The sequence below is a fragment of the Pedobacter sp. AC163 genome, assembly GCF_979258665.1.
The window spans coordinates 4,229,971-4,256,691 of the sequence record NZ_OZ409872.1 but is presented as its reverse complement, the minus strand read 5'-3'; the positions used below and the strand labels follow the sequence as shown (position 1 = coordinate 4,256,691).

At 39.4% G+C, this 26,721-nt stretch carries 26 protein-coding genes; 17 read left to right on the top strand and 9 right to left on the bottom strand.

Translation table 11 applies throughout. The annotated features are described in order from the left end of the window. The first annotated feature begins 107 nt into the window (after positions 1-107). From ACZZZK_RS18310 to ACZZZK_RS18295, 4 genes are all read left to right on the top strand, one after another. Complete coding sequence (locus tag ACZZZK_RS18310; protein WP_463485379.1) at positions 108-311, top strand: hypothetical protein; 204 nt, start codon at positions 108-110, stop codon at positions 309-311. A 152-nt stretch (positions 312-463) separates the two neighbouring features. Beyond that, complete coding sequence (locus ACZZZK_RS18305; protein WP_463485378.1) at positions 464-955, top strand: hypothetical protein; 492 nt, start codon at positions 464-466, stop codon at positions 953-955. A gap of 17 nt (positions 956-972) precedes the next feature. Beyond that, positions 973-1,668: a DUF421 domain-containing protein gene (locus ACZZZK_RS18300; protein WP_463485377.1), complete on the top strand. Its 696-nt coding sequence runs from the start codon at positions 973-975 to the stop codon at positions 1,666-1,668. Position 1,669: 1 nt separating this feature from the next. After that, entirely contained in the window at positions 1,670-2,374 is a 705-nt protein-coding gene (locus tag ACZZZK_RS18295; protein ID WP_463485376.1) for a DUF421 domain-containing protein, read from the top strand. A 154-nt stretch (positions 2,375-2,528) separates the two neighbouring features. On the opposite strand, the gene ACZZZK_RS18290 is transcribed toward ACZZZK_RS18295, so the two are convergent. Then, the gene (locus ACZZZK_RS18290; protein ID WP_463485375.1) at positions 2,529-3,425 is read right to left on the bottom strand and encodes an SDR family oxidoreductase; all 897 of its coding nucleotides are present in this window, start codon (positions 3,423-3,425) and stop codon (positions 2,529-2,531) included. Between the two features lie 193 nt (positions 3,426-3,618). Between ACZZZK_RS18290 and ACZZZK_RS18285 the strand changes: the two genes are divergently transcribed. The 11 genes from ACZZZK_RS18285 (at position 3,619) to ACZZZK_RS18235 (ending at position 16,982) form a co-directional block, all read left to right on the top strand. Further along, entirely contained in the window at positions 3,619-3,885 is a 267-nt protein-coding gene (locus ACZZZK_RS18285; protein ID WP_463485374.1) for a hypothetical protein, read from the top strand. Between the two features lie 301 nt (positions 3,886-4,186). Further along, positions 4,187-4,564, top strand: coding sequence for a response regulator (locus ACZZZK_RS18280; RefSeq protein ID WP_463485373.1), 378 nt, complete (start codon positions 4,187-4,189; stop codon positions 4,562-4,564). A gap of 438 nt (positions 4,565-5,002) precedes the next feature. Beyond that, a complete protein-coding gene (locus ACZZZK_RS18275) occupies positions 5,003-7,957 on the top strand; it encodes a CheR family methyltransferase (protein WP_463485372.1) in 2,955 nt (984 codons plus the stop codon). A gap of 1 nt (position 7,958) precedes the next feature. Further along, a complete protein-coding gene (locus ACZZZK_RS18270; protein WP_463485371.1) occupies positions 7,959-9,557 on the top strand; it encodes a PAS domain-containing sensor histidine kinase in 1,599 nt (532 codons plus the stop codon). Between the two features lie 12 nt (positions 9,558-9,569). Next, positions 9,570-10,568 carry a chemotaxis protein CheB gene (locus ACZZZK_RS18265; RefSeq protein WP_463485370.1) on the top strand — a complete coding sequence of 333 codons (999 nt, stop codon included), beginning with the start codon at positions 9,570-9,572 and terminating at the stop codon, positions 10,566-10,568. A gap of 8 nt (positions 10,569-10,576) precedes the next feature. Beyond that, on the top strand, positions 10,577-11,227 hold the full coding sequence (locus tag ACZZZK_RS18260) for a response regulator transcription factor (RefSeq protein WP_463485369.1): 651 nt from the start codon (positions 10,577-10,579) through the stop codon (positions 11,225-11,227). A gap of 251 nt (positions 11,228-11,478) precedes the next feature. Beyond that, positions 11,479-12,009 carry an RNA polymerase sigma factor gene (locus ACZZZK_RS18255; protein WP_463485368.1) on the top strand — a complete coding sequence of 177 codons (531 nt, stop codon included), beginning with the start codon at positions 11,479-11,481 and terminating at the stop codon, positions 12,007-12,009. Positions 12,010-12,189: 180 nt separating this feature from the next. Next, positions 12,190-12,921 carry a DUF72 domain-containing protein gene (locus tag ACZZZK_RS18250; RefSeq protein ID WP_463485367.1) on the top strand — a complete coding sequence of 244 codons (732 nt, stop codon included), beginning with the start codon at positions 12,190-12,192 and terminating at the stop codon, positions 12,919-12,921. A 344-nt stretch (positions 12,922-13,265) separates the two neighbouring features. Continuing rightward, complete coding sequence (locus ACZZZK_RS18245; protein WP_463485366.1) at positions 13,266-15,041, top strand: carbamoyltransferase family protein; 1,776 nt, start codon at positions 13,266-13,268, stop codon at positions 15,039-15,041. Next, the gene (locus tag ACZZZK_RS18240) at positions 14,980-15,948 is read left to right on the top strand and encodes a glycosyltransferase family 2 protein (protein ID WP_463485365.1); all 969 of its coding nucleotides are present in this window, start codon (positions 14,980-14,982) and stop codon (positions 15,946-15,948) included. The genes ACZZZK_RS18245 and ACZZZK_RS18240 overlap by 62 nt, the downstream gene beginning before the upstream one ends. Next, complete coding sequence (locus ACZZZK_RS18235) at positions 15,948-16,982, top strand: glycosyltransferase family 9 protein (RefSeq protein ID WP_463485364.1); 1,035 nt, start codon at positions 15,948-15,950, stop codon at positions 16,980-16,982. Before ACZZZK_RS18240 ends, ACZZZK_RS18235 begins: the two co-directional genes overlap by 1 nt. Here ACZZZK_RS18235 and ACZZZK_RS18230 read toward each other — a convergent pair. The 6 genes from ACZZZK_RS18230 to ACZZZK_RS18205 all read right to left on the bottom strand — a co-directional run bounded on the left by ACZZZK_RS18230 (position 16,909) and on the right by ACZZZK_RS18205 (position 23,430). Beyond that, positions 16,909-17,979 carry a glycosyltransferase family 9 protein gene (locus ACZZZK_RS18230; RefSeq protein WP_463485363.1) on the bottom strand — a complete coding sequence of 357 codons (1,071 nt, stop codon included), beginning with the start codon at positions 17,977-17,979 and terminating at the stop codon, positions 16,909-16,911. The genes ACZZZK_RS18235 and ACZZZK_RS18230 overlap by 74 nt on opposite strands. Beyond that, complete coding sequence (rfaE2, locus tag ACZZZK_RS18225; protein WP_463485362.1) at positions 17,979-19,472, bottom strand: D-glycero-beta-D-manno-heptose 1-phosphate adenylyltransferase; 1,494 nt, start codon at positions 19,470-19,472, stop codon at positions 17,979-17,981. The genes ACZZZK_RS18230 and rfaE2 overlap by 1 nt, the downstream gene beginning before the upstream one ends. 5 nt (positions 19,473-19,477) lie before the next feature. After that, positions 19,478-20,092 (bottom strand): D-glycero-alpha-D-manno-heptose-1,7-bisphosphate 7-phosphatase, encoded by a 615-nt coding sequence (locus ACZZZK_RS18220; protein WP_463485361.1) that lies wholly within the window; start codon positions 20,090-20,092, stop codon positions 19,478-19,480. Beyond that, positions 20,082-22,013: a glycosyltransferase gene (locus ACZZZK_RS18215; protein ID WP_463485360.1), complete on the bottom strand. Its 1,932-nt coding sequence runs from the start codon at positions 22,011-22,013 to the stop codon at positions 20,082-20,084. The genes ACZZZK_RS18220 and ACZZZK_RS18215 overlap by 11 nt, the downstream gene beginning before the upstream one ends. A 104-nt stretch (positions 22,014-22,117) precedes the next feature. Further along, positions 22,118-23,095, bottom strand: a complete 978-nt coding sequence (locus ACZZZK_RS18210) for a glycosyltransferase family 4 protein (protein WP_463485359.1) — start codon at positions 23,093-23,095, stop codon at positions 22,118-22,120. 134 nt (positions 23,096-23,229) lie between these two features. Next, positions 23,230-23,430, bottom strand: a complete 201-nt coding sequence (locus ACZZZK_RS18205; RefSeq protein WP_463485358.1) for a hypothetical protein — start codon at positions 23,428-23,430, stop codon at positions 23,230-23,232. Between the two features lie 285 nt (positions 23,431-23,715). Between ACZZZK_RS18205 and ACZZZK_RS18200 the strand changes: the two genes are divergently transcribed. Continuing rightward, positions 23,716-23,850 carry a DUF2256 domain-containing protein gene (locus tag ACZZZK_RS18200; RefSeq protein WP_463485357.1) on the top strand — a complete coding sequence of 45 codons (135 nt, stop codon included), beginning with the start codon at positions 23,716-23,718 and terminating at the stop codon, positions 23,848-23,850. 147 nt (positions 23,851-23,997) lie between these two features. Here the strand turns inward: ACZZZK_RS18200 and ACZZZK_RS18195 are convergent, their stop codons facing one another. Together ACZZZK_RS18195 and ACZZZK_RS18190 are read right to left on the bottom strand one after the other, a co-directional pair. Beyond that, entirely contained in the window at positions 23,998-24,270 is a 273-nt protein-coding gene (locus ACZZZK_RS18195; RefSeq protein WP_463485356.1) for a UBP-type zinc finger domain-containing protein, read from the bottom strand. A 2-nt stretch (positions 24,271-24,272) separates the two neighbouring features. Further along, positions 24,273-25,517, bottom strand: coding sequence for an NAD(P)/FAD-dependent oxidoreductase (locus ACZZZK_RS18190; protein ID WP_463485355.1), 1,245 nt, complete (start codon positions 25,515-25,517; stop codon positions 24,273-24,275). 260 nt (positions 25,518-25,777) lie between these two features. Here ACZZZK_RS18190 and ACZZZK_RS18185 point away from each other — a divergent pair, with 260 nt between their 5' ends. Beyond that, complete coding sequence (locus ACZZZK_RS18185; RefSeq protein ID WP_463485354.1) at positions 25,778-26,623, top strand: hypothetical protein; 846 nt, start codon at positions 25,778-25,780, stop codon at positions 26,621-26,623. Positions 26,624-26,721 lie beyond the last annotated feature (98 nt).

Below are 26,721 nucleotides of genomic sequence, written 5' to 3'. Positions count from 1 at the left end.
AAAATACCCGCCCCGTAACCTTTTAAATGAATAGAATACCTGAAATAAAAACATCCCAAACAGTAGAATAAATCTGATGGTTTTTAAATTATAAAGTATAACAGATTATGGAAAAGCAGAAAAGAAATGCTCGAAGGGATAGAATCTCCATAGCAAACAGAAACGACAAATTGGAGCCAATGGTGCAGGCGGCAGAAATCGACCGTATAATGGAAGCTCCAGCAAATGCAACTTATAGTCGCGATTCGAGAGGAAAAATCTCAGTGCTAAAATGGAAAGCACCCACAAATGGAATCGCAGGACTTTTATAGGTGCTTACAAGACAGCGGAAAAACCGCTGTTTTTTTTATGCGTATAAACTTCGTTGTTTTTCGCAAAACCAGCGGTCTTTTAAAGCTGTTTTCTATACAAAGCATTGGTTTATAAAACATTACCAACAAGATATTTCAAGATACCTAAATGTATGCGACAAAAACTTACCTGCAAGCAAAGCCTTTTGCTTGCGCTGACTATATTTATGATGGCTACCGGCTGCAATTCTTATCAAAGAGACCAGCAAATTAAGGCCGATATTACCATGAAAGCAAAGGAGGACGTAAATTTCGCCGGTCTTCATTTTACAGTAAACGAAAGGAAGCTGACCATTTGGGGGAACTGCCCAACTACAAAATCAAAATTGGCGGTGATGCAAAAGCTAAAGAGCATCCACGTAATTAAAAACATTGATGAGCACATTATGATTTGCCCGGTGCTGATAAGCGATAATTTTTCCCTGAAACAACAAACTGACAGTATATTGGCCAAACACCCGCAAGCCTGGGCTGATTTAAAAGGCAATACCATTACTGTTTATGGAAAGTTGAAGGCCCAAACAGTAACCGACGTTTTCAATGCCATTCAGGAGCGCAACCCAAATGGAATTTCAATAAACAAAACCTTCAGCTATTCTAAATAATTCAAATTCATTCAATCATGAAACAAGAAGAAATTCATTGGGGAGATTGGCATCGCATGCTTTTTGGCATTGCACCACCCTCATTTTTAATCGAGGTGCTCGTTAGAACCATGATTGTTTATTTACTGTTACTGGTTACGCTACGTTTATTGGGTAAGCGCATGGGCGGTCAGTTAACGATATCCGAACTGGCGGTAATGCTTACACTCGGGGCAATTATTTCTGTACCGATGCAGATGCCCGACAGGGGTTTGTTGCAGGGATTAGTGGTATTGGTTTGTGCCGTAATTTTTCAAAGAGGACTGAATTATTTTGCTTTGAAAAGCAAGGTTGTTGAGCGTATTACTCAAGGGCGTGAAAGCCTTTTGGTTGCCGATGGCGTAATTGCTGTAGATCGTTTGGCAAGCATGAAAATTTCCAGAGATCAGCTACTGGCAGAATTGCGGTGCCAGAAAATTTACAACCTGGGCGAAATTAACCGGGTTTACCTGGAAGCTTCTGGCTTATTTTCCATATTTAAATATCCATCACCCAAACCAGGTTTGTTATTGTTACCACCAGGTGAAAAAGACCATGTGGATCAATTTGCAATTAAACAGGATGAAAAAGTCTGTTTAAATTGTGGGAACAGTGCAAAATCAAAAAGTGATATAGATAAGAATTGCGATCACTGTGGCGCAAAAGATTGGGTTACCGCCGTAATTGCCAAATAACATGAAAGAGTACGAAATTAATATAACTGATATTCATCGCATTTTATTTGGCGATGTACCCTATCATTTCTTTATCGAAGTGATTATTCGGGTAACGGTGATCTATATCTTATTAATGCTTTCTATGCGGATGATGGGCAAAAGAATGTCATCTCAATTAAGCAGAAATGAAATGGCAGCGGTGGCTTCGCTGGCGGCAGCAATTGGTGTTCCGTTGATGAGTCCAGATAGGGGTTTGCTTCCTGCCGTGGTTATTGCCATTATCATTGTTAGCTACCAAATGTTTATCGCATGGAAAGCCGCAGTTAACAGAAAATTTGAATCTATTACACAAGATAAATTCGATACTTTAGTAAAGGATGGCGTTCTGGAGCTCGATACCATGCTGGCTACCAGAGTAAGCACCGAACGCATTTTTGCACAACTCCGATCGGAAGGAATTAGTCATTTGGGTATGGTTGGCCGTTTATATTTTGAAGCAGGAGGTTTTTTTAGCTTGGTAGAAAATCCTGATCCAAGCCCGGGACTTTCCGTCATACCTGTTTGGGATGAAGCCTTCTCCATCCAGGCTCACCAAAAAACAGATTTAATGGTTTGTGATAAGTGTGGTGCTTTTAAAACTGACGAAAATTTAAACCGGAATGGTGGCTGCAAGCACTGTAAAAATAAAACCTGGGTACAGGCAGTAACCAAAACTGATTCATAGTTAAAATCAAGTGATCGCAGAATGATCGCCATTGCGAAGGCAGGGCCTAATCTTTCCAGACGGATAGATTGCTGCTGGCCTGCAACTAAGAAAGGATTAACACAAAAAAGAGGCTTTTTAGGGCCTCTTTTTCATTATAACTAAATCACTTTATTTAAATCGTTATTCTACCACCGGTTACCGGGATAGTGGCTCCGGCAATATAACTCGCATCATTGGATGCCAGGAATACATACGCTGGCGCTACCTCTGCAGGTTGTCCGGCACGTTCCATTGGTGTATCTTTTCCAAATTCTTCATGTTCAGGAATGGTAGATGGTATTAATGGTGTCCAAATTGGACCTGGAGCCACCGCGTTTACACGGATTCCTTTTCCATTCATTAGTAAAATCTGGCTGAGGTTTGCGGTAAAATTTTGAATGGCACCCTTGGTTGCCGCGTAGGGTAAAAGTTGCTCGCTTGGCGAATAAGCATTTACCGAAGTAGTATTGATGATACTGCTACCTGGTTTAAGGTGAGGTTCTGCAGCCTTGCATAGAAAAAACATCGCGGTAATATTGGTGCGAAACGTACGCTCCCACTCTTCACTCGGAATTTCGCTTAATGATTTTCTGGCCATTTGAAAAGCGGCATTGTTAACCAAAATATCCAGGCCACCCAATTCACTGATGGCACTATCAATAATCGATTGGCAATGCGATTCATCCTGAATATCTCCTTTAACCAGAACTGCTTTTCTCCCTGCCTCTTCCACATATTTAGCCGTAGTTTTTGCATCTTCATCTTCACTATCATCTAAATAACTAATTAACACATCAGCACCTTCGCGGGCAAAAGCAATCGCCACCGCTCGGCCAATTCCTGAGTCGCCACCGGTAATAATGGCTTTTTTACCTGTTAATTTACCGCTGCCTTTATATGATTCTTCTCCATGATCGGCTTTCGGTTCAAGATCAGACTCTGTTCCTGGTGGCTGCTGATCTTGTTTAGGAAATGGTGGCTTCGGATACTGATCGGATGGATCTTGCGCATTTTTATTTTCTTCTGTCATCGTCTTATATTATTTAATAAACGGATTATACATCGTTTAAAAAACCCGATAAAAAATAGAAAGGTTTTAAAAATATCACATTATAAAATTGATTTGAGTCATATTTTATCCGGTTATTAGACAAGCGATTTCCAAAACTTTTAGCACTACAGGTTGTTCTGATGATAACCTATTGTTATCTTGCATTACAACTATGAGCAAATTAAATAGAATACGAATCGATTATCGCTATAAAAATTGGGGCAAAACAGAAAGAATTGTTTGCGAACAAGATGCTGAAGATGATTATTTATTTGTGCTATTAAAACAAGGGCAGAATGTTGGCACCATTTACAAAGCAGGCAAAATATGGAAATCTAGTCACAACAACATTTTCCTTCCTGCCGATATTGCTAAAATTGGTGAATTAATTGATGAACACCTACAACAACAAACGGGCAAACCAATGTTTATGAGGTAAAATGCTGGTTTTCCCTTGCCTCCAAAAAACGCAGAGTTTTTTTTCTCAATCTGGTGAGATTTAATTTCGTTTTGCGGCGGAATAAATTCAGTTCAGTAAGCGATTACGCTTTTGAAATAGTTCCTTAACGCTCCTATTCCATAAAAACATCTCGTTTAAGTTGATCGAAAATTCAATATCTCACTTTCAGGCCTCATCTACTAAGTTTAAATACGCAATTTTTTAGGATGAATACTGAATGTTATCGCAAGGGATATATTTAGCGGATAATTCGTTATTTTTATATTCCAAATAGAAGTGAATGTCGAAAATATTAGTATTAGATAACGATTTAGGCAATGCTGACGTAATACAACTGGTATTGGAAGAACAAAACCATCAAGTTAAAAATATTAATCAGGCTGATCTGTTAAATGACTCCATTGAAAATTTCAAGCCCGATTTAATTGTGATGGATATTATTCTGGATGTAGCTGATGGCAGAGATTTATGCAACCTCGTCAAAAGAAATCGTGATACCGGGCATATTCCGATTATGTTAATTACTGCTTTGTTAGAATCGCAGGTGGACGACATTTCCTGTAAAGCAGATGGTATCATTTTTAAGCCTTTCGATTATAATAAATTAACCAGAATGGTTGATAGGCTAATCGTACTAAGAAGGGACGCACCTAACTAATGAATCTCAATACAATAAAAACGATCTTGATCTACTCTCTTGAGCAAATGAAAATCTAATCATCTATAATATCTATCCCTTTATCAATAAAGCTTCAATATGAGAACATCCTATTCAATAACTTTTTTCGCTTACACCAAAATTGAAAAATATATTACACCCGTATTTGTACCCGCACATACTTGCGTTTAGTACCTAGTAAAAAACAAGTACTTTATTCTTTAAAGGAATATTTATCTTGTCGCATTGCTTTTTTTAAAAAAAATCATCCATCTTTTTCCTAATAATCTCTGTAATGAAACGCTATCTCAATCAAGGGATTTTAATCAAAAACATGTGCGTTCCTGGTTATAATTAAGGCATAGTTTAAATTAAAATCCAAGTATAAAACCTTCAACAAAATCGCAGCGATTAATTTTAATGGATTAAATTAGCGCCATGAAGGGAAAACACAGTCATTCAAAAATGAAAAAACAAGGTACAATAAACCTGGAGCGATTGCAGATAAAAGGTGAAGGAGATTTGACAAAAATTGAAGTTGATGCTTTTCCCATCATAGGTCTTGGCGGCGCAAGCGGATCATTGCCTGCATTTGAACAGTTTTTTAAACACATGCCTCTCGATTCGGGCATGGCTTTCGTTGCTGTAATCCATCAGGATGAGAACGATCCCTTCGATTATCTCGGGGCACTGCAATCTTTTACAGATATGCAGGTATCTGAAGCAGTGGATGGGGTAAAAGTAGCGCCAAATAACGTTTATTTATCTCCATGCAATTACGATATAGGCATCCACGATCGCCATTTGTTGTTATTTCAGGCCAATCGAGAAAAAGGTGCGCACATGTGTATCGATCACTTTTTTCAAAGTTTAGCAGAAGATCAGTGGAATATGGCCGTCGGCATTGTTTTCTCTGGCTTAGGTGCCGATGGAGAAACAGGGGTGCGAATGATCAAAGAAAAACTGGGCATGACCATGATTCAGAACCCCGAAAGTGCTGAATTTGCAAGTATGCCGCTGGCTTCCATTAAAACCTACCAGGCAGATTACATTCTGTTTCCGGAAGAAATGCCCGGCAAGTTGATAAAATACTTAAATCACCCTGCCCTGGGCGTTTCGTTAGAAGATATCGATTTTGATAAAAGCAATAAAGTTCACATTCAAAAAATAATCATGCTTTTACGCTCGCATACGGGCCATGATTTTAGTTTGTACAAAAAGAACACCATATCCAGGCGAATTGAGCGCCGCATTGCTTTTCATCAATTAGCAGATTATGAACATTATGTAAATTATTTACGGGAAAACCCTTTGGAGATTGATGTGCTGTTTAATGAGCTTTTAATCGGGGTAACTAAATTTTTTAGAGATAGGCACGCGTTCGACCAGCTACGCGATCAGATTTACCCACAGCTGAGACGCAAAAATGCCGATGAGCCCATTCGGGTATGGGTTGCGGGATGTTCAACCGGAGAAGAAGCTTACACTATTGCCATTATTTTAACCGAATACCTGGATGCACTTGATTTAAAGCGTAAACCCAAAGCGCAAATTTTTGCTACAGATTTAGATTCCAATGCGATTGAAGTGGCCAGAGCTGGCTTTTATTTTTCAAACATTGTTTCAGAGCTTAGTCCGCAGCGCCTCGAGCGCTTTTTTATAAAAAAGAACAACGGCTATGTAGTGAAAAAAGAAATTAGGGAAATGATTGTATTTGCACAACATAACCTGATTAAAGATGCGCCTTTTACCCGTTTAGATCTACTTTGCTGCCGCAATGTGATGATTTACCTCACTACCGAGCTGCAGCGGAAAATCATTCCCATCTTCCACTATTCACTAAATGTGAACGGACTTTTATTTTTAGGTCCTGCCGAATCGGTGAGTGGTTTTCAGGAATTTTTTAATAACATCGATTCGAAGTGGAAAATTTTCGAACGGAAAGAAGGTGTTCCATCCATGGGCAAGCTACTCGATTTTCCGTTTCATATTGCCAATCAGGATAAATTGGTAAAATCAGAAAGTAGCACAAAAGGTGGCAAGCAGCACCCGATAGCAGAACATTTCAACAAGGTTTTGCTCGATAATTATACTCCCCCATCGCTGCTGTTAAACGATAAAGGCGAAATACTTTATATCAATGGTTCTACCCAAAGGTTTATCCAATTACATCCCGGCGAAGCGGTGATGAATATTCACCGAATGATTCGGGAGGAATTGAAATACGTGTTGGGCAATGCGATACATCAGGCGCATGCAAGAAAAAGCCGGATAGAAGTTAACGATCTTAAACTCAAAGATCAGGATAAACAACTGGTAGTCAGTATTGTGGTCGATTACATTCATGAAATGGCATTGCAGGGCATGTTATTGGTTACTTTTCACGAAAGTGTTGCAAAAAAAACGACGCGTAAAACTAAGCCAACCCATAATGTGAGCGAAGCTGTAGTAGAAGAACTGGAAAAAGAATTAAGCTATACCAAGCAACAGTTACACACCACTATAGAACAAATGGAAACCTCTCTGGAGGAGCTTAAATCAACCAATGAGGAACTCCAGAGTACCAATGAAGAATTACAAAGTACCAACGAAGAGGCTTTAACCACAAAAGAAGAAATGCAATCGCTTAATGAAGAGCTGATGACGATCAATCTTCAATATCAAACCAAGGCCGAAGAATTAACGCAGTTAAATAACGACATGAAAAACCTGCTTGATAATATCGAGATAGGTACTATATTTTTAGATAATCAACTGAATATCCTTCGTTTTACGCCCCAGGTTACCAAACTCTTCAATGTAATTCTTTCGGATGTTGGCCGGTCGATTACCCACATTGTATCGAATTTCGAATATCCGGCCATCGAAAAAACCATAAACGAAGTAATTTCTACTTTAAATGGACGCGAGCTGGAGGTGAAAACGAAAAAAAATGACTGGTATAATCTTCGCATTATGCCTTACCGCACAATGGATAACTTTATTAGTGGTGCAGTACTTACGTTTACTAAAATAACACCGTTAAAATCATTAACCGGGCAAATTCAGGGCTTATTAAAATATACCCAAAGTGTAATTGATCAATTTTCTGAAGCTACCGTAATTTTAGATTCTGAAAGAAAAGTATTGGCCTGCAATAAATCTTTTTCAAGCCTGTTTCACCTCATGGTTTCAGAAATCAGAGAACTTTCTTTTTTAGAAATTGTTAGTAATAAATGGAATATGGAACTGTTGGCAGAAAAACTATCTGTACCAGTACCTGTTGAAGAAAAATTTTATGAACAACATCATTTCAACGGCATTGGCTTGTTGAATTTAGAAATATCAATACAAAGGACTACAGCTGACGCAGATGGACTGGACCTTTTGATACTTAAGTTTAAGGAAAAATAAATTGAAAAATAAGGATACCATAACTACCGAAACGGTTTCTGGTGCGCTTAGAGCAAGGGCCGAACAACTGTTGTTAAAAAGTTCGGCAATTGGCAATGGGAATGAAGAAGAGTCGGTTAGATTATTTAATGAGCTTGAGCTTTATGAACTCGAGCTGCAATTACAAAACGAAGAATTAAAAGCGTCACACCAATCGCTCGAAATTGAGCGAATGAAATTTGGAGAATTATTTAATGCAGCACCCGTTGGTTACCTTATTTTAGATGAAGATGGTTTCATCCGGGAAATTAACCAAACGGGTTCATCACTTTTATATATCCCCCGGGGAAGTATAAGCGGCACAAAATTCGAAGCGTTTATTGTTAAAGATTCGCTCCATACGTTTAATGCTTTCTTTGCAGATTTAGCAACAGCAGAGGAGCGTTTAAGTTGCGAGGTTAGAATTAAAACGAAGAACACCTTAACCAAATATGTGCAGCTCGATGGAATTAAAGGAACATCAGCTTTATATGGTTACAATTCTTATTATGTTACGATCACTGATGTTACACAGACCAAAAAATCGCAACAGGCTTTGTGGGAAACCACCGAGCGGCTTAACCAGACCTTAAAGGCCTCACTTACGGGCACCTGGATGGTTAAAGCAAGAGGTAAAGCGATCTTTTTAGATGGGTATAGCAAAGATATACTGAACATTAACAACGGCGTTGAGCAACCCGATTTACTGTCACTTACTCATTTATTTGTTGAAGAAGACCGACCGAAGCTTGATTTTTTGTTCTCCAACTGTGTCGATAATCTTGAAATTGATCTTCAGCTCAGATTAAAGCAACATAGAAAAACACCAAAAATTATTCTGGTAAAAGGCAAGGCGGTACATCCGCTTTATGGCGAAAGCTACTTTGCGGGTATTTTAACTGATATAACAGATCGGGTACGAAACCTGGAAATAGCCGAAGAAAACGAAAAATTTAACCGCCGAATGTTGCGCAAGGCAGCTATTGAGGCACAGGAAAAAGAACGATCGAGAATAAGTGCGGCCCTGCATGATAGCGTTTGCCAAACCCTTTATGGAATCCGTTTTAACCTTGGCCGCCTAAACAAGCAAAAGGTAATAGGTGGCGAATTTGATAACATTAACTTCATGCTCAATGAAGCTATCAACGAGCTCAGAACAATATCTGTAGAACTCACACCATCTATCTTAAAAGATTTCGGTTTTACCGCAGGGATAAATGATATGGTACAACGCCTTAACCAGATCGGGTTTAAAGTAAATACCACCATAGATAAACGAAGTAACTCATTAAGCAAAGAAACGCAACTCTACACTTTCCGCATTATACAAGAACTGTTAAACAATAGCATTAAACACTCCGGCACCAATAGTGCAACCGTGAATTTGTGCATGGAAAAAGATGAGGTAAATATTGTTGTTAAAGATGAAGGACAAGGCTTTGCCCACAACCTGGAAGACTCCTTTAAACAAGGATCGGGTTTACGAGGAATTAAAAACAGGGTTTCATTACTAAACGGAAAAATAGAAATCAAAAATGAGAAAGGAGCACACTTCGCAATTTCCTTTCCAGCAAAAGATTAAAATTAAAATTCAATGGATAAACAGGAAATCAGAAATATTATTGTAATTGGCGCATCTGCCGGAGGAATCTCTGCAGTATCCAAATTACTCTCTACACTTCCTCATGATATAGATGCAGCGATATTTATCGTTATTCATTTAAGCAGGGACGCTAATCCGCTTACGGTACTTTCGATATTAAACCGACATTCGAATGTATCAGTACAAATCCCTGAAAATAATACGCCTATAGCAAAAGGAAAAGCTTACCTCGCTCCTATCGATGCACATATGGTGATTACCAAAGGCACCATTTCGATAACAAAGGGAGCAAAGGAAAACTATTGGCGCCCCGCTATCGATGTTCTTTTCCGCACCGCAGCCGCCGCTTACGATTCTTGCGTAACCGGGATTATCCTTACAGGTTTATTAGATGATGGTACATCGGGCATGATCGCCATTAAAGAAGCTGGAGGAAAATGTATTGTACAGGAACCAGATGAGGCCGAATTTGCCGATATGCCAACCAGCGTAATCAATAACATTGATGTTGACTATAGAGTACCTTTAGTAGATATGGGTTTTATTTTATCAGATATTTATACAAGAGAAGCCTGCGAGCCTTCTTCAGTTTCTGAAAAGCTAAAAAAAGAATCAGAAATAACCATACGGATGGTAAGTGGTTACGAACAAACCAGCGAACTTGGTGAAGCTACGGCATTAACCTGCCCGGATTGTGGTGGCGTATTAACCAAAATTGAGGAGCAGGCCAACATCAGGTACCGCTGCTTTACCGGACATTCATTTACTGATCATGTTTTACAGCAAAAGTATATCGAAAAAACAGAGGAAACGCTGTGGGTGGCGATAAGAATGATGGAGGAACGCCGCAATTTCATTCTCACCAATCGTTTAAAACTGGAACAACCTGTAAGTTTGGCACAAGATCAAACCAGAAGAGCTTCAGAGTTAAAAGACCACATAGAAAGACTAAAAGGAATGCTCGAATTGGTGAGTAAACCTATCGAATAGATGGAATTATGTTAAAGATTATACTTGCCGAAGATCACGTGATCGTAAGGAACGGCATTAAATTATTATTGGAAGCGCAGCCTGGAGTGGAAGTGATTGCCGAAGCGAGAAATGGATTGGAAGTGCTTGATTTACTCCATTCTGGCATGCAACCGGATATTGTACTCACCGATATCAACATGCCAGAAATGGATGGAATTGAATTGATCAAAAAGCTTAAAACAGATTTCCCTTCTGTTAAAGCCATTGTGTTATCTATGCTCGATAATGAAAAATATGTGGCTCAGGCATTTTTAGAAGGAAGCTGCGGTTATCTTTTAAAAAATGTAAATGAAGATGAAATGCTTTTTGCCCTAAAAACAGTGAATAATGGCACCAAATATCTTTGTACAGAGCTGTCGCAAAAATTACTCGATCGTTTTACCCAAAACCTGGTGCAGCAATCAGAACTGGCTAACCAACGCATTGATTTATCCATGCGGGAGATTGAAGTTTTGCATCTAATTGCTGAGGGATTTACCAATCAGGAAATGGCCGATAAACTATTTTTAAGCAAAAGAACAGTTGAAGGGCACAGGCAAATGCTCATCGATAAAACAGGCTCGAAAAATACTGCCGCCTTAATCCGCTTTGCCGTAGTAAATGGCTTTTTAAATTAATTTAAACTGCCGATATATTACACAATGCTCATATACTAGTGTAGATTTTTGATACAACTTTAAGAAGTAGAAATACTTGTAGCGCTAAGCGAAATACCGATTTGTTATATTTTAGGAGTTGAAGCAATGGCTGAAATATGGCGTTTTGTAAGCGATAAGCATCATTTATAGCCAAAAGGGTATTTACACCGAAGCTTTTTTCTGATTTCTGTGGAATACCCTTTGTGGCTGATTAGCTAAAATCGAACCACATGGACGCTATAGAATTTTCAGATCACATCAGTAATCAAATGGGCAGGCTTAGGTCAAATGCATTAAAATTTACAAAGAATTTAGATGATGCAGACGACCTTGTGCAAGAGACCCTGATTAAAGCTTTTCGTTTTAGTAAAAAATTTGAAGAAGGTACCAATTTCAAAGGATGGCTATTCATGATTATGCGCAATACATTCATCAATTCCTATCGGAAGGTGGCTAAAAAAAGAGCGATAATGAGTAGTAGCGATGATTTAGCAGACTCCTCCATGTTGCTTGGCGCTGTTGCCAATGAATCTGCAGGAAAACTCATGATTCAAGATATCGAAAAGGCACTCAGTTTATTGCCCGACAGCTACAGATTGCCGTTTATTGCCTACGTTGAAGGATATAAGTACAGTGAAATAGCCGAAGAACTTAATTTGCCTTTAGGAACCATAAAAACGCATATCCACATGGCCCGGGCGCTGCTCAGGAAATACCTTAAAAATTACAATATCAGAAACGTTAGCGGCGATTTTAATTAAATGCTGATAAACCACCCAATGACCTATTCAATTGCAATTTGCCAAAACCAGAATAATTTTTGACGGTTGTATCAATGAAGAGCCTGTTTAATTTCAATGGAAATGAGTAATTGCTGAGTGCCAACCACTAAAGCTTATTATTTCAGTTCTACAGGCCTGAAGATTATTTAACCTAATAATATGCAACCAGAAAGAGCTTTCATTGGCACCTCAGGCTGGCATTATCCGCATTGGGAGAATATTTTTTATCCGGCTGATCTTAAAAAAAAGGATCAGCTGGAATATTATACTTCGAAGTTTAAAACAGTTGAACTAAATAATTCCTTTTACCGCCAGCCAAAAAAGGCCAATTTCGAAGCCTGGCGAGATAGCGTGCCCGATGATTTTATTTTTGCAGTAAAAGCCAATCGCTATTTTACCCATTTAAAAAAGCTGAAAGTGACAACCGTCGATGTCAATAATTTCCTCGATGCCTGTGCTGCATTGGGCGAAAAGCTGGGTCCGATACTTTTTCAGCTTCCTCCAAAATGGAAACTAAATATCGAGCGCTTAGATTCTTTTCTGAAAATGCTACCCAAAGGTTTTCAATATACTTTTGAGTTTAGAGAAAGTTCATGGTATACCCCTGCTGTTTACGACCTGCTTGAGCAACATAACTGCGCCTTCTGCATATACCATCTGGCAGGGCATCAATCGCCAATTTTAACCACTGCCAATTTTGTTTACGTCAGGCTGCATGGCCCTGGAGATAAATATCAAGGGAAATATGATCAAAAACAGCTGACCGAATGGGCACAGCTGGCTAAAAAATGGCTGGCAGAAAAAAAACAGGTTTATTTCTATTTCGATAATGATCAGGATGCTTATGCGGCAATGAATGCGCTCGATTTACAAAAAATGATTAATGACTAATTGCATTGTTTTAGTGTGTAAAGCCTCCGTAGAATGGAACACACCTCCTTGTGTTTTATACTGAAATCTTCCTAAAAAATACTTGTTTTTATCGCAACAGATAATTGAATAATCATACAAAACGCTGTACAACAACTGGTTGCGAAAAAAACTTATTTAAATGGTTTGATTTTGAGAGGAGTTCAAACTAAACTTTCCAAATTGAGATCGTGTTGCTTCTATAACTTAGATTCAAGTTATGAAGGAAGAATTTTACAGTGTTTTATTTCCCAAATAGTTTCTGATGATAGTACAATTTCAGAAACTCTAGTCAATCATTTTCAATCACTCAAAACTTTAATTTAATGTATGTACTTGGCATCAACGCTGTTTTCCACGATTCATCAGCTTGTATATTAAAAAATGGCCAGCTCTTAGCTGCCGCAGAAGAAGAGCGTTTTACTCATTTTAAACATGGCAAACGCCCTATCCCATTTAGCACCTACGAGCTACCTTTTCACGCGATCGATTATTGTCTTAAAGTTGCCGGCATTCATTTAAAAGATGTCGATCATATTGCATATTCTTTCGACCCTTATTTATTAATTCCGGAAGGGCAAGCGCAGGATGCTTACTGCAAAATCCCTTTTGCGCCACAAAAATTTCAGCAGGCTAGCCATACAAATCCCTGGGATAATTTATTCTTATCATTGATTTTAAATGCGCCCGCACAGTTGGTTGATGGATGGCCTCACCATTTGCAAAAGCGTTTTTACGGCAGCACTGTGAACGATTGGCAGTGGCATTTCGTAGAGCATCATACGGCTCACGCTGCAAGCGCTTATTACCCATCTCCTTTTAATGAGGCTGCCATTTTAACTTTGGATGGACGTGGAGAAACGACCTCTACAACCTATGGAATTGGCACTGGAACCGAAATGCTGCGGATAAGTGAAGTGCCGCTACCTCATTCGCTAGGTCTACTTTATGAAAATTTAACGACACATTTGGGCTTCCTTCATTCTTCTGATGAATATAAAGTGATGGCTTTGGCCTCGTATGGAAAACCAGAATTTATCAAGGATTTCAGAGAGATCATCCAACTTGGAAAGAATGGACAATATACTATCGAAAATGAAAACCTCACCGCGAGGTTTGGTCCTGCACGCTTAAGGCATGAGCCATTTACGGCATTTCATTTTGATCTGGCCCGTTCGCTACAATATGTGCTGGAAGAATCGGCGTTAGAACTGGTTAATTATCTTCAGAGCACCACAAAAAGTAAGAATTTAGTGATGGCAGGTGGCGTTGCGCTCAATTGCGTACTCAATGCTCGGATCCGCGATCTAAGCAATTTCGACCAGGTTTGGGTACAGCCGGCAGCTGGCGATTCGGGAACGGCGCTTGGCGCAGCGATCTATGTTGATTTGCAGGAACGTAAACCAAAGCAACGCGATTTTATAATGGATCATGTGTATTGGGGTCCTTCATTTTCTGATGATGAAAGCGAGGCCTTTTTGAAACTTGCAAAAATACCTTATCAAAAAATGGAAAATCCCGCACAAGAGACTGCCGAATTACTTGCAAAAGATATGATTATTGGCTGGTTCCAGGGGAGAATGGAGTTTGGCCCGAGAGCGTTAGGAAGCAGATCAATTCTTGCGTCGCCCATTTCACCACAAATGCAGGCACGGTTAAATGAAGTAAAAGATCGTGAAGATTTTAGACCAGTGGCACCCGTAGTGCTCGAAGAAGAGGCCCATCTTTGGTTTAAAGATGCGCAAAAATCGCCCTTTATGCTTTTCGTACACGATGTATTGCCCGAAGCGGCAGATAAAATCCCAGCGGTAAGGCATACCGACGGAACGGCGAGAATTCAAACCATCAACCAGGATCAACATCCGGCTTACTACGCTTTATTAAAAGCTTTCAAAGAGAAAACTGGTGTCCCGGTTTTGGTCAATACTTCTTTTAATACTTTAGGAAAACCCATTGTATGCACTCCCAGAGATGCAGTGGAGTGTTTCTGGGGTTCACCATTCGATGCTTTAATTATGGGTTCTTTTTTAATCTTAAAAAATGATGCAGAAAAAAATATCAGTCGTTATTCCAACTTACAACAGGCCGAAATTACTGCTTAAATGTTTATCGGCGTTAGAAAGACAAACCTTAAACGCGGAAGACTTCGAGATTTTAGTGGTACATGATGGGCCTTACTCCGCAACAGACGATGAATTGCTCCAGTTAAAAAATTTCAGGCTAAACCTGTCTTTACTACATACCAGCACCAAAAAAGGCCCGGCTGCTGCCCGGAATTTAGGATGGCTGCAAGCAAAGTACGAGCTAACTGCTTTTACAGATGATGATTGCTTGCCTGATGAAAATTGGTTAAGCAAAATTCTGGAAGATTATCACTTCGAAAAAATGGTGGCCTACACTGGCAGAACTGTCGTTCCGCTGCCCGAAAAGCCCAGTGATTTTGAAATGAATACGGCAGGTTTAGAAACAGCTGCCTTTATAACGGCAAATTGCGCATGTACCAAACAGGCATTAATAGAGGTTGGTGGTTTTGATGAACGTTTTGGTTTAGCGTGGCGGGAAGACTCTGATTTAGAATTTAAGCTGATTCAAAATAAAATCCCTATTTGGCGAAACAACGCTGCTGTTGTTGTCCACCCAGTACGATCGGCAAAATGGGGCGTAAGTTTAAAAGAACAAAAGAAAGGCTTGTATGATGTGCTGCTTTTCAAAAAGTATCCTGAATTATACAGGCAGAAAATTCATCAATCAATATTGAATTACTACCTGATCATTTTACTCTTTTTGCTTTCGATAGTAGCACTGAGCACTGGACATAAAAACTTGGCTAAACTTGCTATTATTCTAATGCTCTTACCGCTGGGTGGCTTTTTCCTCAGGCGTATTAAGCACACTCAAAAGTCAGCAGGGCACCTATCAGAAATGCTGGTTACTTCTTTGCTGATTCCATTTCTCTCTGTCTATTGGAGAGGATATGGCATGTTGAAATTTAGAAAATTACTTTTTTAATGTTATCGAACAGAAACGAAATAAGGCAAATTGCAGTTTTTAGGGCACTACAGCTGGGCGATATTTTATGCAGTATTCCAGCTTTAAGAAATTTAAGGCTAAATTTTCCGGCAGCGCATATCAGTTACATTGGTTTGCCCGGAAGCAAAAGCTTGATTGAACGTTTTTCTACTTATTTTGATGAGTTTATCCCATTTCCTGGTTATCCAGGTTTGCCTGAACAGGATTTCGACGAGAGTGAATTTAAAAGGTTTTCAGAAGAAATCCACCATAAATATTATGATTTGATTCTTCAAATGCAGGGAAATGGCACCATCGTTAATGATATGCTGGCTAAACTAGAGCCAAAAAATCTGGCTGGCTTTTCTATCGATGAAGATGAGCTGATTAGTAATCCTTTAATGATGCGTTATCCAAATTTTGATCATGAATGCACTCGCCACCTTAAATTAATATCCGCTTTGGGACTTAAAGTAGCTGATACCGAAATGGAATATCCACTTTTTGATGATGATTATAAAAGGTTTGAAGCACAGCAATTTCCCCTTACGGAGAAATATATTTGCATCCATCCTGGCTCGAGAGCGGCGTGGCGTCAATGGCCTGCTTCTTATTTTGCTCAAATTGCAGATTTGTGTTTTGCCCATGGCTTTCAAATTGTTTTAACGGGCACGAAAGATGAGGCAGAACTGGCCTTCAACGTTAGCTGCGAAATGCGACAAAAGCCACTTAACTTAACAGGAAAAACAGATTTAGGCACATTAGGGGTTTTGCTTAAAAAATCATCAGGTTTGGTTGCCAATTGCACCGGCATATCACATATCGCGGCAGGCCTCAAAGTAAAAAGTGTAATTATTAGCATGGATGGAGAGCCAGAGCGATGGGCGCCCACCGACCGATCCATCCATCATACCATAGATTGGACGAAGTCGCCAAATTTTGAAACCGTAAAACAAGCCGTTATTGATCACTTGCTTCTCGCAGTACCGAATCAAGCGCATCAATTACCTCTTGCGGACTCGGATAAGGGATAAACTGCTGATACAATTTATTGTTAACGAAACGGATAATTTGATTGGAGCTTTGTAAAGTTACAGGAACAGAGTATTCCAGAACGCTGTGTAAAGTGTGATAGGGTTTATGTTGCGGATTGCTTTGTGCATACAAAGCGATCAACGGTTTTTGATACGCAACGGCCAAATGCATGGGGCCTGTGTTAACGCTAACCATACACTTGGCCTGTTTAATGATTGCAGCTAAGCCTGCTAAATCTAACTTTCCAGCTAAATTTAATACCTTACCAGCTATTTCTTCTGCAAGTGAATCGTTAAACTCAGTCTCCTCCTTTGATCCTGTAAGCACAATAGGCAGGCGATATTTTTCATAAAGCATATTTCCAATTTCTATCCAATGTGATTTAGGATACTGCCGCTTTTTTTCGGATACACCTGCATGCAAAACAAAATAACCAGCAGGAGATAATTCGAAATCACTCATCACCTGCGCCTGTATTGCTACTGATGGCTCTTTTATGCTGATCTGCTTATTTGTGATCTCTCCACCTAAAAAGCCAGCCAGGTTCAAATCCCGCTCAACCTGATGACGGATGGTAAAAAAAGGTTCATCATCGGGCAACCAATGGGTAAGTAAACCATAGAGGTTCTCTTTCGAATAAGCCGCCCGTAGCGGAATCTCTGCCAGGTAAGCAAGCATGAGGCAAGGAGCCGGATTTTGACTATAGACGTTGAAAACCACACAGGCATCGAAAGATTTTTTCTTCAAGCGATCTATTAAAGCAGTTAAATTTTCGTTCTGCGGAGTTTCGAATTTTAACCAGGGAAGATCAAATACGATAGTGGCATCAATTTCTGCTATCATTCCAGCTACAGGCGCAGCTTTAGCCGAACAAAGCACAGTAATCTTGCAGTTGGAAACATTTTTTAAGGCTCGAATAGCTGGACTAGACATGAGCAAATCGCCCATATTATCGGGCCGAATGACCAACACGTTTTTGCAATCGCTAAAATTCATCAGTTAACGGTTATGGCGGAAACAAAGGCACTGCTTTCCCTTATTTTACTAATCGTTTTCGTAGTAGAGCGATCGGCCACCATTGGCAAAAAAATTATCTCACAACCCATTTTTTTGAGTATCTCTCCTTCAGGAAGATATTTACCCTGATAATCGCCACCTTTAACAAAAACGTTCGGCTTTACCAGCTTCAGCAGTGATTTTGGCGTATCGTCCCCCGCCTTCCCGAATGGAATAATAAAGTCGATGCAGCTTAGCTCAGAAAGCACCTCTACCCTATCTTGAAGTTTATTTATTGGCCGGCTTTCTCCTTTCAATCTCTTAATGCTTTCATCATTATTCAGTCCAACGATCAACACATCGCCGCGGGCTTTTGCTCCTTTCAAATAACTTACATGTCCGCTATGAAGAATATCGAAACAGCCATTGGTAAATACAATCTTTTTACCTTGCATTTTCAAAAGTGCTATCGCTTCACGAATGTATTTCTGATTTCCCATTAATTTGCTTTTGGAAGAAAATCCTTGCATCCATTCGGCTAAATTTAGCACAGCAGTTTGAGGTTTTGACACCACCTGGTGAGCAGCGGTAATGGCTAAATCTGTTATACTTGATAAATTGGCACCACTGGCAAAAGCCATCATAGCTGTAGCCAAAAATGTATCGCCGGCACCACTTACACTAGGATTTGCGACAGCTGGCACAGCTTTGTGAAACCTAAATTTTCCTTGATCAAACACACAAACCCCTTGCTCATCTAAAGTTAGAAAAATAGTTTCAGCCGCAGTTTTTCGGTAGAGCGATTCTCCCCAGGTGTACATTTCTTCAAGGGCTGGTCTGATGGAACTTTTATAATCCATCAAAGTCGCTGCTTCCTGATAATTAGGCTTTAGGAGGTTGGGTTTGATATGAAAATACTGCTCGGTATTTTTGCTGTCTATTGCGATAATTTTACGACCTGTGGCATTAAGCTTGCCAATCTCGTCAATCAGGTTTCTGCCCAATATCCCTTTGCCATAATCGGCAATAAAAACTCCATCTATTTCGGAGTAGATACTTTTGAACTGCTGGATCACCAGTTGTTCCGTATCGTTATCCAATAGCGCAGTTGAGCCTTCGTCAAAGCGAACCAATAGTTGACTATCAGAGCTTATTCGGGTTTTAAATAAGGTTGATCTTTTTTCTGCTTTGATGATTAGGTTTGATTTAATTCCTGCTGATGCTAACAGCTTAAACGCCATTTCAGCATGTTCATCATTGCCGCAAACACTTATAAAAAACACTTCGGCGCCTAAGGCAGATAGATTGGCCGCAACATTTGCTGCGCCGCCAAGGCAATATTTCTTTTCTTGAATATCGATAACCGGAACGCTGGCTTCTGGCGCAATCCGGTTGCAGCTTCCCTTAAAATAGGCATCAATAATCAACTCGCCAATCACCAGAATTTTTTTTGATTTGAACTTTTTTATAAGATTTATCTCTTCAGAAATCATGATGCTTAAAATAAATTTTTATTCAATTCTATATCACTATGTGGATGAAAACCACTTTCAAAACGATTGATGAAAGCGGTTGCCGCACCAAAATCAGCAGCAATATAATCTGGAACACGATGTTCACTACTTTGCAAATCCCATTCAGTTTCGTTTCCGTTATCAATCAAAATCGCTTTGCAGCCCACTGATTTCCCAGCCTGCACATCATTCAAAATATCACCAATCATCCAGCTTTGTGATAAATCTATGTTATGCGTTCTTGCCGCTTCCACCAGCATTCCGGGTTTTGGTTTTCGGCAATTACAAACTTTGGCATAACGTTCAATTTTACCGCTTGGGTAATGTGGACAAAAGTAGAAACCATCAATTTTAACCTGATATTCCTGAAACAGGCTGATCATTTTGTTTTGGACGCCTTGTAAGTCTTCCATTTCAAATAAGCCTTTAGCCACGCCAGCTTGATTTGAAACGACGATGAGTTTAAATTTCTTTTGTAATTCATATAAACTTTCAGCAACATGTTCGTTCAAAGTAATCCTATCGGGCACAACATTATAGGGAATATCAGGGATCAGTGTTCCGTCTTTATCCAAAAAAATTGCGGCGCTAGCTTCCATAACTTCCAAGTCTGCTGCCGTTAACTAAATAAGTTCCTGCAGTACTTATATCCTGACTATTTACAGGTAATGCCCGCTCTTTTGCCACCGTTTTATTGGTATAAAGTGCATTGAACAAACGATTTTCGATAATGGTACACAGCAAATGAACCAAATGAAGGTGCAATTCTTGAATTCTTTGGGTACTATCTGAAGGAACAACAAGATTTAGGTGCCCGAAATGAATTGATTTCCCCCCATTTTTGCCCAGCATATTAATGCAAAACATTCCTTTTTTTCTGGCCATTTGCATGGCTTTTATAATGTTGTCCGAATTACCACTTGTACTCATACAAAGCAGAATATCTCCCTCGCATCCAAATGCCTGCACCTGCCTTGCGAATACATCGTCATAGCCAAAATCGTTTGCCCAAGCGGTAATTATTGCAGTATCAGAATTAAGCGAAATGGCTGGTAACCCTTTGCGGTGCGGCACTTCAAAACGCCCAACCAACTCAGCAACAAAATGCTGACTCTCGGCTGCACTGCCACCATTACCGCAAACCAGAACTTTGTTGCCTGCTTTTAAAGCTTTGGCTATTGTTGATCCTGCTAAAGATATTTCTGATGAAAGTGTTTTTGCTGTTTTTTGAAAGGTCGCCGCAGCCTCCTCAAAAGCAGCACCTATCATGCCTAATTCAGTTTCCTGGATATCTACTTTCCTTGTGCTGATACTTTCGTAACAATCAGCCATCATATCGGCTACCTGCTGCCAGGTAAAATACTGATTTACATGCTGAATAGCGTTTCTACTCATCTCATCAATCAGGTCTTTATTGAATAAAAGTCCATTAAGTTTATTGGCTAAAGCTTCTGGATCTTTCGGGTTTACCAGATAACCCGTAACGCCATCAACTACGGTATGTTTAATGCCTCCAACTCTCGATCCGATTACCGGTGTGCCACAAGCCATCGATTCCAGCGGGGTAATTCCAAATGGTTCATACCAGGGAACGGTGAGAAAAACATCAGCTGCGCTGTAATAGTATTTTAATTCATCCCGATTTTTTCTACCGGCGAAAATCACTTTATCTGAAATGCCCAAATCAATTGCCAACTGCAAAAGCCTGTTCCTTTCTTCATCATTTTCAATATCAGCTTGCTCTCCGCCTACTATAATTAAGCGGCTAGGCTTTTGATGGTCGATTTTTGCAAAAGCCTCTATTACATGATCAATTCCTTTACGCCTCACCATCCTTCCCAATTGCAAGACAATGTGTTCATCATCTTTTAAATTGAGTAATGAACGGCATTCGGATTTTGAAACTGGAAAAAAATGTTCAGGATTGAAACCACAGGGAATCGTTAAAATCTTTTCGGGGGCGGCCTGGTAATAGTTGATTAAATCAGCTTGATCTTGCGGGCATTCGGCAATAATTTTATCTGCATTTTTAACAATTAACCGTTCAAGGTCGATCCGTTCTGCCGGAAATTTATCCATTATTCCTTGATGAAGAGACCTGATATGACCTAAAGCATGAAAGGTAATTACGAAAGGCACATCCAAACGTTCCTTTAATTCCATAGCCACCAAGCCCGACATAAAGAAATTGGCGTGGATCAGTTCATAGTTAAGTTTATTTACACTTATAAATCTTTCCATTTCGCGGCGAAAATCAAGCATATAAGGCAAAAGTTCTTCCTTTGGTATGGCCTTAGCGGGTCCGGCGGCAACCAAAATAACCCTAACACCTGGTGCAAATTCGTGTATTTCCTGATCACCAGGATTATCTCTTCTGGTAAAAATATCAACTTCATAACCGTTTTTTGCCAATTGTATCGCCAGTTCTGCTACGTATACATTTTGACCACCATTATCTGTACCGCCTAATAGTGCCAGCGGTGAGGCATGCTCGCTTATAAATGCAATTTTGTTTTCCATCAGTATATAATTAGTTTTAATGGTGATGAAGCCATGCCTATCGGAGGCCGCTATCAGATTTATTCATCCCACTTTGTGGTTTGAGAAATCAGGATGGTTTCATGTTAGGTAATTTGATAAGTGTTTACATTCCGTACAACATCCTGGAAAGTTGATTGCCAATCGTTTACAAAACGTTTAATATCAAAATGTTCTCTGGCATGTTGATGGGCGTTTAAACCCAGCTCTTTTGCTTTTACAGGCTGTTCGAGCAGCATTTGCATAAAATCGATCATCTGCGAAACATCGGTTGAAACAAACCCAGAATAGCCATTTTTAATTTGCACAGCCATTTCTGTTGTTGCTAAACCCACAATTGGCAAACCAATCATCATCGCTTCGCATACCGCCAGGCCTAAACTGGTATACCTAATGGGGTTAAAGAAAAACCGGTATTGTGCTATAAAATCAGGCAGCTGTGGATGCAGCACTTCTCCAATTCCATAATCTTCGGCGCCCATACCTACCAAATCAATAGGAATTCGCTCCCTTACCTGTTCAAATATATCCAGGCCAAGCATTCGTCCTCGGGTTGGTAAATTGTTAATGACTACAATTCCTTTTGGTATATTACCTGTGTAAATGGGTTGTTGTGGTAATACGCCATGTGATATTACCCGGGTTTTTAAGCCGCGGCAATCCCACATTAAAGCATTAAAATGAGTAACATGTACAATCAAAACGTCATCCTGCGTCACAGGATGTTTTGCATTTGTAGGATGATCCCATGGAGGATCATGCTCAATGTATATTTTGGGTAACGTTCGCTGAGATTCGGATAATATTTCATACTGATCTTTAAGATAATTTTCATCCGTTTGAAAAAGAATGATATCGAAATCATGGTTTTTAACCTCTGCCGCATCAACCTCAATCACATTATCACCAAAAGGATAAGTAGTTCCCCTGCCTACATAACCTGTCGATCTTTCGCCATTAATCGGAATGTATATATCATAATCACCTTGAGAAAGATAGAGCAAATAGCTACCGTGAATATGCCAGGTGAAAATTCTTAGTCGCTCAGTAAAAATATTCTTCATTATTTTTTCTTGTTAACAAAAAAGCTCCACGAAACTGACGTGGAACTTTTTAAATCAGGTTTTCAAAGGGGATAAACCAGAGAATACCATCTCTGTCCCTTTTCTTGAATTTTTAAATCAATTTGCAGTGCAAACTACGGCATTGGGGTAGTTGTGCTGGTCGTATCCTGCATGGTACTATCAGTTGTGGTAGTATCCTGCATTGGCGAAGTTGCATCCATCGAACTCATAGAAGTATCAGCACTTGCTGAATCTGCATTATTTGATTTTGAATCGGAGTTACAAGACACTGCTAAAATGGCTAGCGTGCCTAATAAAAAAATGTAGTTTTTCATCGTTTCTTTGTTAAGGGGTTACTAATGAAAAAGCCTTTTTTAATTGCAAAAGTTTTATCATTTCGGTAAGCGTTACTAAAACAAGTATTTCCCGAGGAAGTAACCCGTAGTTTCCGTAAGCCCTTCTAAACTGGATAAATGATTAAAATAATTGACGATTGAGAACCCTTGAGAATAAGATGAATGACTTAACCTTCGCAGAGCCAGGTAAGGGTTTCTCCTCGGCAGTTTTAATAAAGAAAAAACAAAAAATGATGTTCAACGTTCTGAAATAAACACCTTAAGTTGAAAAAAGAGAACTTCCCGGAAAAGATTTGCCCTACTTGCGAACGCCCATTTTCCTGGCGAAAAAAATGGAAGCTAAATTGGGATGATGTTATTTATTGCAGTTTGAAATGCAAAACACACAAAAAAAAGTAGAGATACTGAAATACGCTAATATTTACGCTCCACTAGAGGAAAGTAGAGCGATGAGATATTTAGTTTTTAGAGAAACGATAAAATGTAAAGAAACATTTCATTGGTTTAATAGGCGACGAAACAGATTAAACCAATGAAGTACTGAGCTTAATAGCCATCCATTTCATCGTCGACATAACAATATAGCCACCTTTCTCCAGGTTCTGAAGAAATTACGACAGGATGGCTTACTTTTTTGCAGTGGTGCGACATGTGTTGCATGGGTGAAGAATCGCAGCACAAAGTAACCCCACAGGTTTGGCAGGTACGTAAATGTACCCAGTCACTTCCTATCTTGATGCACTCTTCGCAAGCGTATTCTTTAGCCACTTTAAGCGTTTTTATAGCCTTGATGTGTTGGCAAATTCCATTGTTTTCCATAGTTAAAGTTTTGATAAGTATTGATGAACTTGAGTAACAGCCATAGCGCCTTCGCCTACTGCCGATGCTACTCTCTTGACCGAATTTACCCTGACATCGCCCGCTGCAAAAGATCCTGGTACGCTGGTTTCTAAATGATAAGGTAATCGATCCTGATTCCAGCAATTTTTATATTGATCTAAGCTGACAACATCATTACCAGTGTATAAATAACCATTTTTATCTCTACAAATCGCAGTTTCAGCAGCCCATTCTGTATTGGGTTTGCCACCTATACAAATGAAAAGCTTGGAGGTATCATGCCAGTTTTCGGTTCCTTGTTCACTGTTTACAATTTTAATGCGCTGCAGATAATCATCTCCTTCAAGCGCTGTAACTTGCGAATGGTACAACACATGAATATTACTGATGCTGGCAATACGCTGAATCAAATAATCTGACAAGGTTTCGGCAAGATTTCCTTTTCTTATCACCATAAAAACACGCCTAGCGAAACCAGAGAAATAGGTGGCAGCTTGTCCGGCAGAATTTCCACCACCGATAATATAAAGGTCTTTATCCTGACAAAAGAAGGCTTCACTTGCACCGGCCCCGTAGTAAACCCCCTTATGGAAAAAACGATTTTCATCGGGAAGGTTTAACCTTGCATACTCTACTCCCGTTGCACAAATATTGGTTTTAGCCACTAATTTTTCTCCAGAAGCAAAATCGACATGAATTTTATTATCGTAAAAAGTCCCTTTAATACCCTCCTTTAACAGCAAAATTTCAACGCCAAATTTCAATGCCTGTTGCCTTGCCCTTTCGGCAAGGTTTGCCCCCGAAATACCTTCTGGAAAACCGAGATAATTCTCAATCAAAGAACTGGTACCCGCCTGACCTCCAATAGCTTCACGCTCGATTAAAATAGTTTTTAAACCTTCGGATGCCGCATAAACTGCAGCACTTAAGCCTGCAGGACCAGCGCCATAAATTGACAGATCATACTCTGCATATTTCGGTTGGGTAATCCAGCCCAAATTACAGGCAATTTGCTCCAGCGTAGGATCGACAATTACCTTCCCATCAGGGAATTCAATTACTGGCAATTTATGTGGGTTATTATAAGAGGTAATGCCTTGCCCCCACCCCAAATCATCATGGGTAATATCAAACCAATCGAAATCTACCACACTTCGCTTTAAAAAATCTCGTATCGGATAAATTTCAGGAGAATCGGGGATGCCGTATAATTTCAGTTTATTCATATGCTAAGCAAATCATTCAAATAAATTCTCAAAATATTTAAATTGTATATCAATTTTTGTACTAAACCTCTATTATTAAACTCAGTGTCAAACTATCTGATGTATAAAATGATGTAGGGCGCTATCAATATTAGCTAAAAATTAAAAGCTATCCAAATCAACAAAATAATTAACCCCAAAAATCTAAATATCAATAAAAAACACATCGTTCTAAGGCGCCCTACCTTTATTTTTACTAATTTTATTAAAAAATCAGACTTATGAAGAAAATTTATTTAACGCTACTTTGTGCCATGATGGCTTTTTGTAGTCTCGCTCAAACCGGATCACAGAAGGAAGATATTATTAAAAAAATTAACGGTGATGAGCTTAAAGGAAGACTTATTCGTGTAACTGATAGTGATGTATCGTTTGTTTACACTGGAGAAACCGCAGAATACATCATAAAAAAATCAGATATCGCTCAAATTCTTCATTCCAGTGGCCGCACCGAAGTTATTTCACAGCAAGTGCAATCCTCTCAAATCAGACAGAACGACCAAATTACCATGGTTGCGAGCCCTGCAGATCACCATAACAAAATAGCCATTTTACCCTTCACATTTCTGATGGATAACCAGCCCGGAGCTGATGCCATTGGTATGAAAGCGCAACAAGATACTTATGCGTTATTAAGCCAACATGCTGCTGGTTACACCATTCTTGATCCACGGACTACAAACGCGAAACTTGTGCAGGCTGGCATTACCAAAGATAAAATGATTGGATTTACCATGAAAAATTTGGCTGATGTTTTAGGGGTAGAATATATTATTGATGGTACAGTAGCCCAGAACAAAGCTTATCAAACAAGTTATACATCGACTAGTGACAATACGAGTGTGAAAAGAGATGATGATGATAAAATTAAGAAAGTTTCGACTTATGGCTCATCAAGTAGCAACGCCGCACAGCGATTTGATGTACGTGTAAGCCTTCAAATTTATATGGATAATAACGCTAGTATTTATAATGCAAACCATCAAGCGCTTTTTAGCAACACCGACGGATCTTATGGCGCACCCTTAGAATATTTGCTTAAAAGATGTCCGCTTTACAGAAAATAAATTCATAAAAATCCTTGCAAAGGGTTTGTTCTTAACTGGACAAACCCTTTTTATTTCTCAAAAGATACTCAAATATTTCGCCTTTAGCATCTCCTCCA

Excerpts from the sequence above, each read along its gene's own strand:
- ACZZZK_RS18310 (WP_463485379.1), top strand. The coding sequence starts at position 108 with ATGGAAAAGCAGAAAAGAAATGCTCGAAGGGATAGAATCTCCATAGCA.
- ACZZZK_RS18305 (WP_463485378.1), top strand. The coding sequence starts at position 464 with ATGCGACAAAAACTTACCTGCAAGCAAAGCCTTTTGCTTGCGCTGACT.
- ACZZZK_RS18300 (WP_463485377.1), top strand. The coding sequence starts at position 973 with ATGAAACAAGAAGAAATTCATTGGGGAGATTGGCATCGCATGCTTTTT.
- ACZZZK_RS18295 (WP_463485376.1), top strand. The coding sequence starts at position 1,670 with ATGAAAGAGTACGAAATTAATATAACTGATATTCATCGCATTTTATTT.
- ACZZZK_RS18290 (WP_463485375.1), bottom strand. The coding sequence starts at position 3,425 with ATGACAGAAGAAAATAAAAATGCGCAAGATCCATCCGATCAGTATCCG.
- ACZZZK_RS18285 (WP_463485374.1), top strand. The coding sequence starts at position 3,619 with ATGAGCAAATTAAATAGAATACGAATCGATTATCGCTATAAAAATTGG.
- ACZZZK_RS18280 (WP_463485373.1), top strand. The coding sequence starts at position 4,187 with ATGTCGAAAATATTAGTATTAGATAACGATTTAGGCAATGCTGACGTA.
- ACZZZK_RS18275 (WP_463485372.1), top strand. The coding sequence starts at position 5,003 with ATGAAGGGAAAACACAGTCATTCAAAAATGAAAAAACAAGGTACAATA.
- ACZZZK_RS18265 (WP_463485370.1), top strand. The coding sequence starts at position 9,570 with ATGGATAAACAGGAAATCAGAAATATTATTGTAATTGGCGCATCTGCC.
- ACZZZK_RS18260 (WP_463485369.1), top strand. The coding sequence starts at position 10,577 with ATGTTAAAGATTATACTTGCCGAAGATCACGTGATCGTAAGGAACGGC.
- ACZZZK_RS18255 (WP_463485368.1), top strand. The coding sequence starts at position 11,479 with ATGGACGCTATAGAATTTTCAGATCACATCAGTAATCAAATGGGCAGG.
- ACZZZK_RS18250 (WP_463485367.1), top strand. The coding sequence starts at position 12,190 with ATGCAACCAGAAAGAGCTTTCATTGGCACCTCAGGCTGGCATTATCCG.
- ACZZZK_RS18245 (WP_463485366.1), top strand. The coding sequence starts at position 13,266 with ATGTATGTACTTGGCATCAACGCTGTTTTCCACGATTCATCAGCTTGT.
- ACZZZK_RS18240 (WP_463485365.1), top strand. The coding sequence starts at position 14,980 with ATGATGCAGAAAAAAATATCAGTCGTTATTCCAACTTACAACAGGCCG.
- ACZZZK_RS18235 (WP_463485364.1), top strand. The coding sequence starts at position 15,948 with ATGTTATCGAACAGAAACGAAATAAGGCAAATTGCAGTTTTTAGGGCA.
- ACZZZK_RS18230 (WP_463485363.1), bottom strand. The coding sequence starts at position 17,979 with ATGAATTTTAGCGATTGCAAAAACGTGTTGGTCATTCGGCCCGATAAT.
- rfaE2 (WP_463485362.1), bottom strand. The coding sequence starts at position 19,472 with ATGATTTCTGAAGAGATAAATCTTATAAAAAAGTTCAAATCAAAAAAA.
- ACZZZK_RS18220 (WP_463485361.1), bottom strand. The coding sequence starts at position 20,092 with ATGGAAGCTAGCGCCGCAATTTTTTTGGATAAAGACGGAACACTGATC.
- ACZZZK_RS18215 (WP_463485360.1), bottom strand. The coding sequence starts at position 22,013 with ATGGAAAACAAAATTGCATTTATAAGCGAGCATGCCTCACCGCTGGCA.
- ACZZZK_RS18210 (WP_463485359.1), bottom strand. The coding sequence starts at position 23,095 with ATGAAGAATATTTTTACTGAGCGACTAAGAATTTTCACCTGGCATATT.
- ACZZZK_RS18205 (WP_463485358.1), bottom strand. The coding sequence starts at position 23,430 with ATGAAAAACTACATTTTTTTATTAGGCACGCTAGCCATTTTAGCAGTG.
- ACZZZK_RS18195 (WP_463485356.1), bottom strand. The coding sequence starts at position 24,270 with ATGGAAAACAATGGAATTTGCCAACACATCAAGGCTATAAAAACGCTT.
- ACZZZK_RS18190 (WP_463485355.1), bottom strand. The coding sequence starts at position 25,517 with ATGAATAAACTGAAATTATACGGCATCCCCGATTCTCCTGAAATTTAT.
- ACZZZK_RS18185 (WP_463485354.1), top strand. The coding sequence starts at position 25,778 with ATGAAGAAAATTTATTTAACGCTACTTTGTGCCATGATGGCTTTTTGT.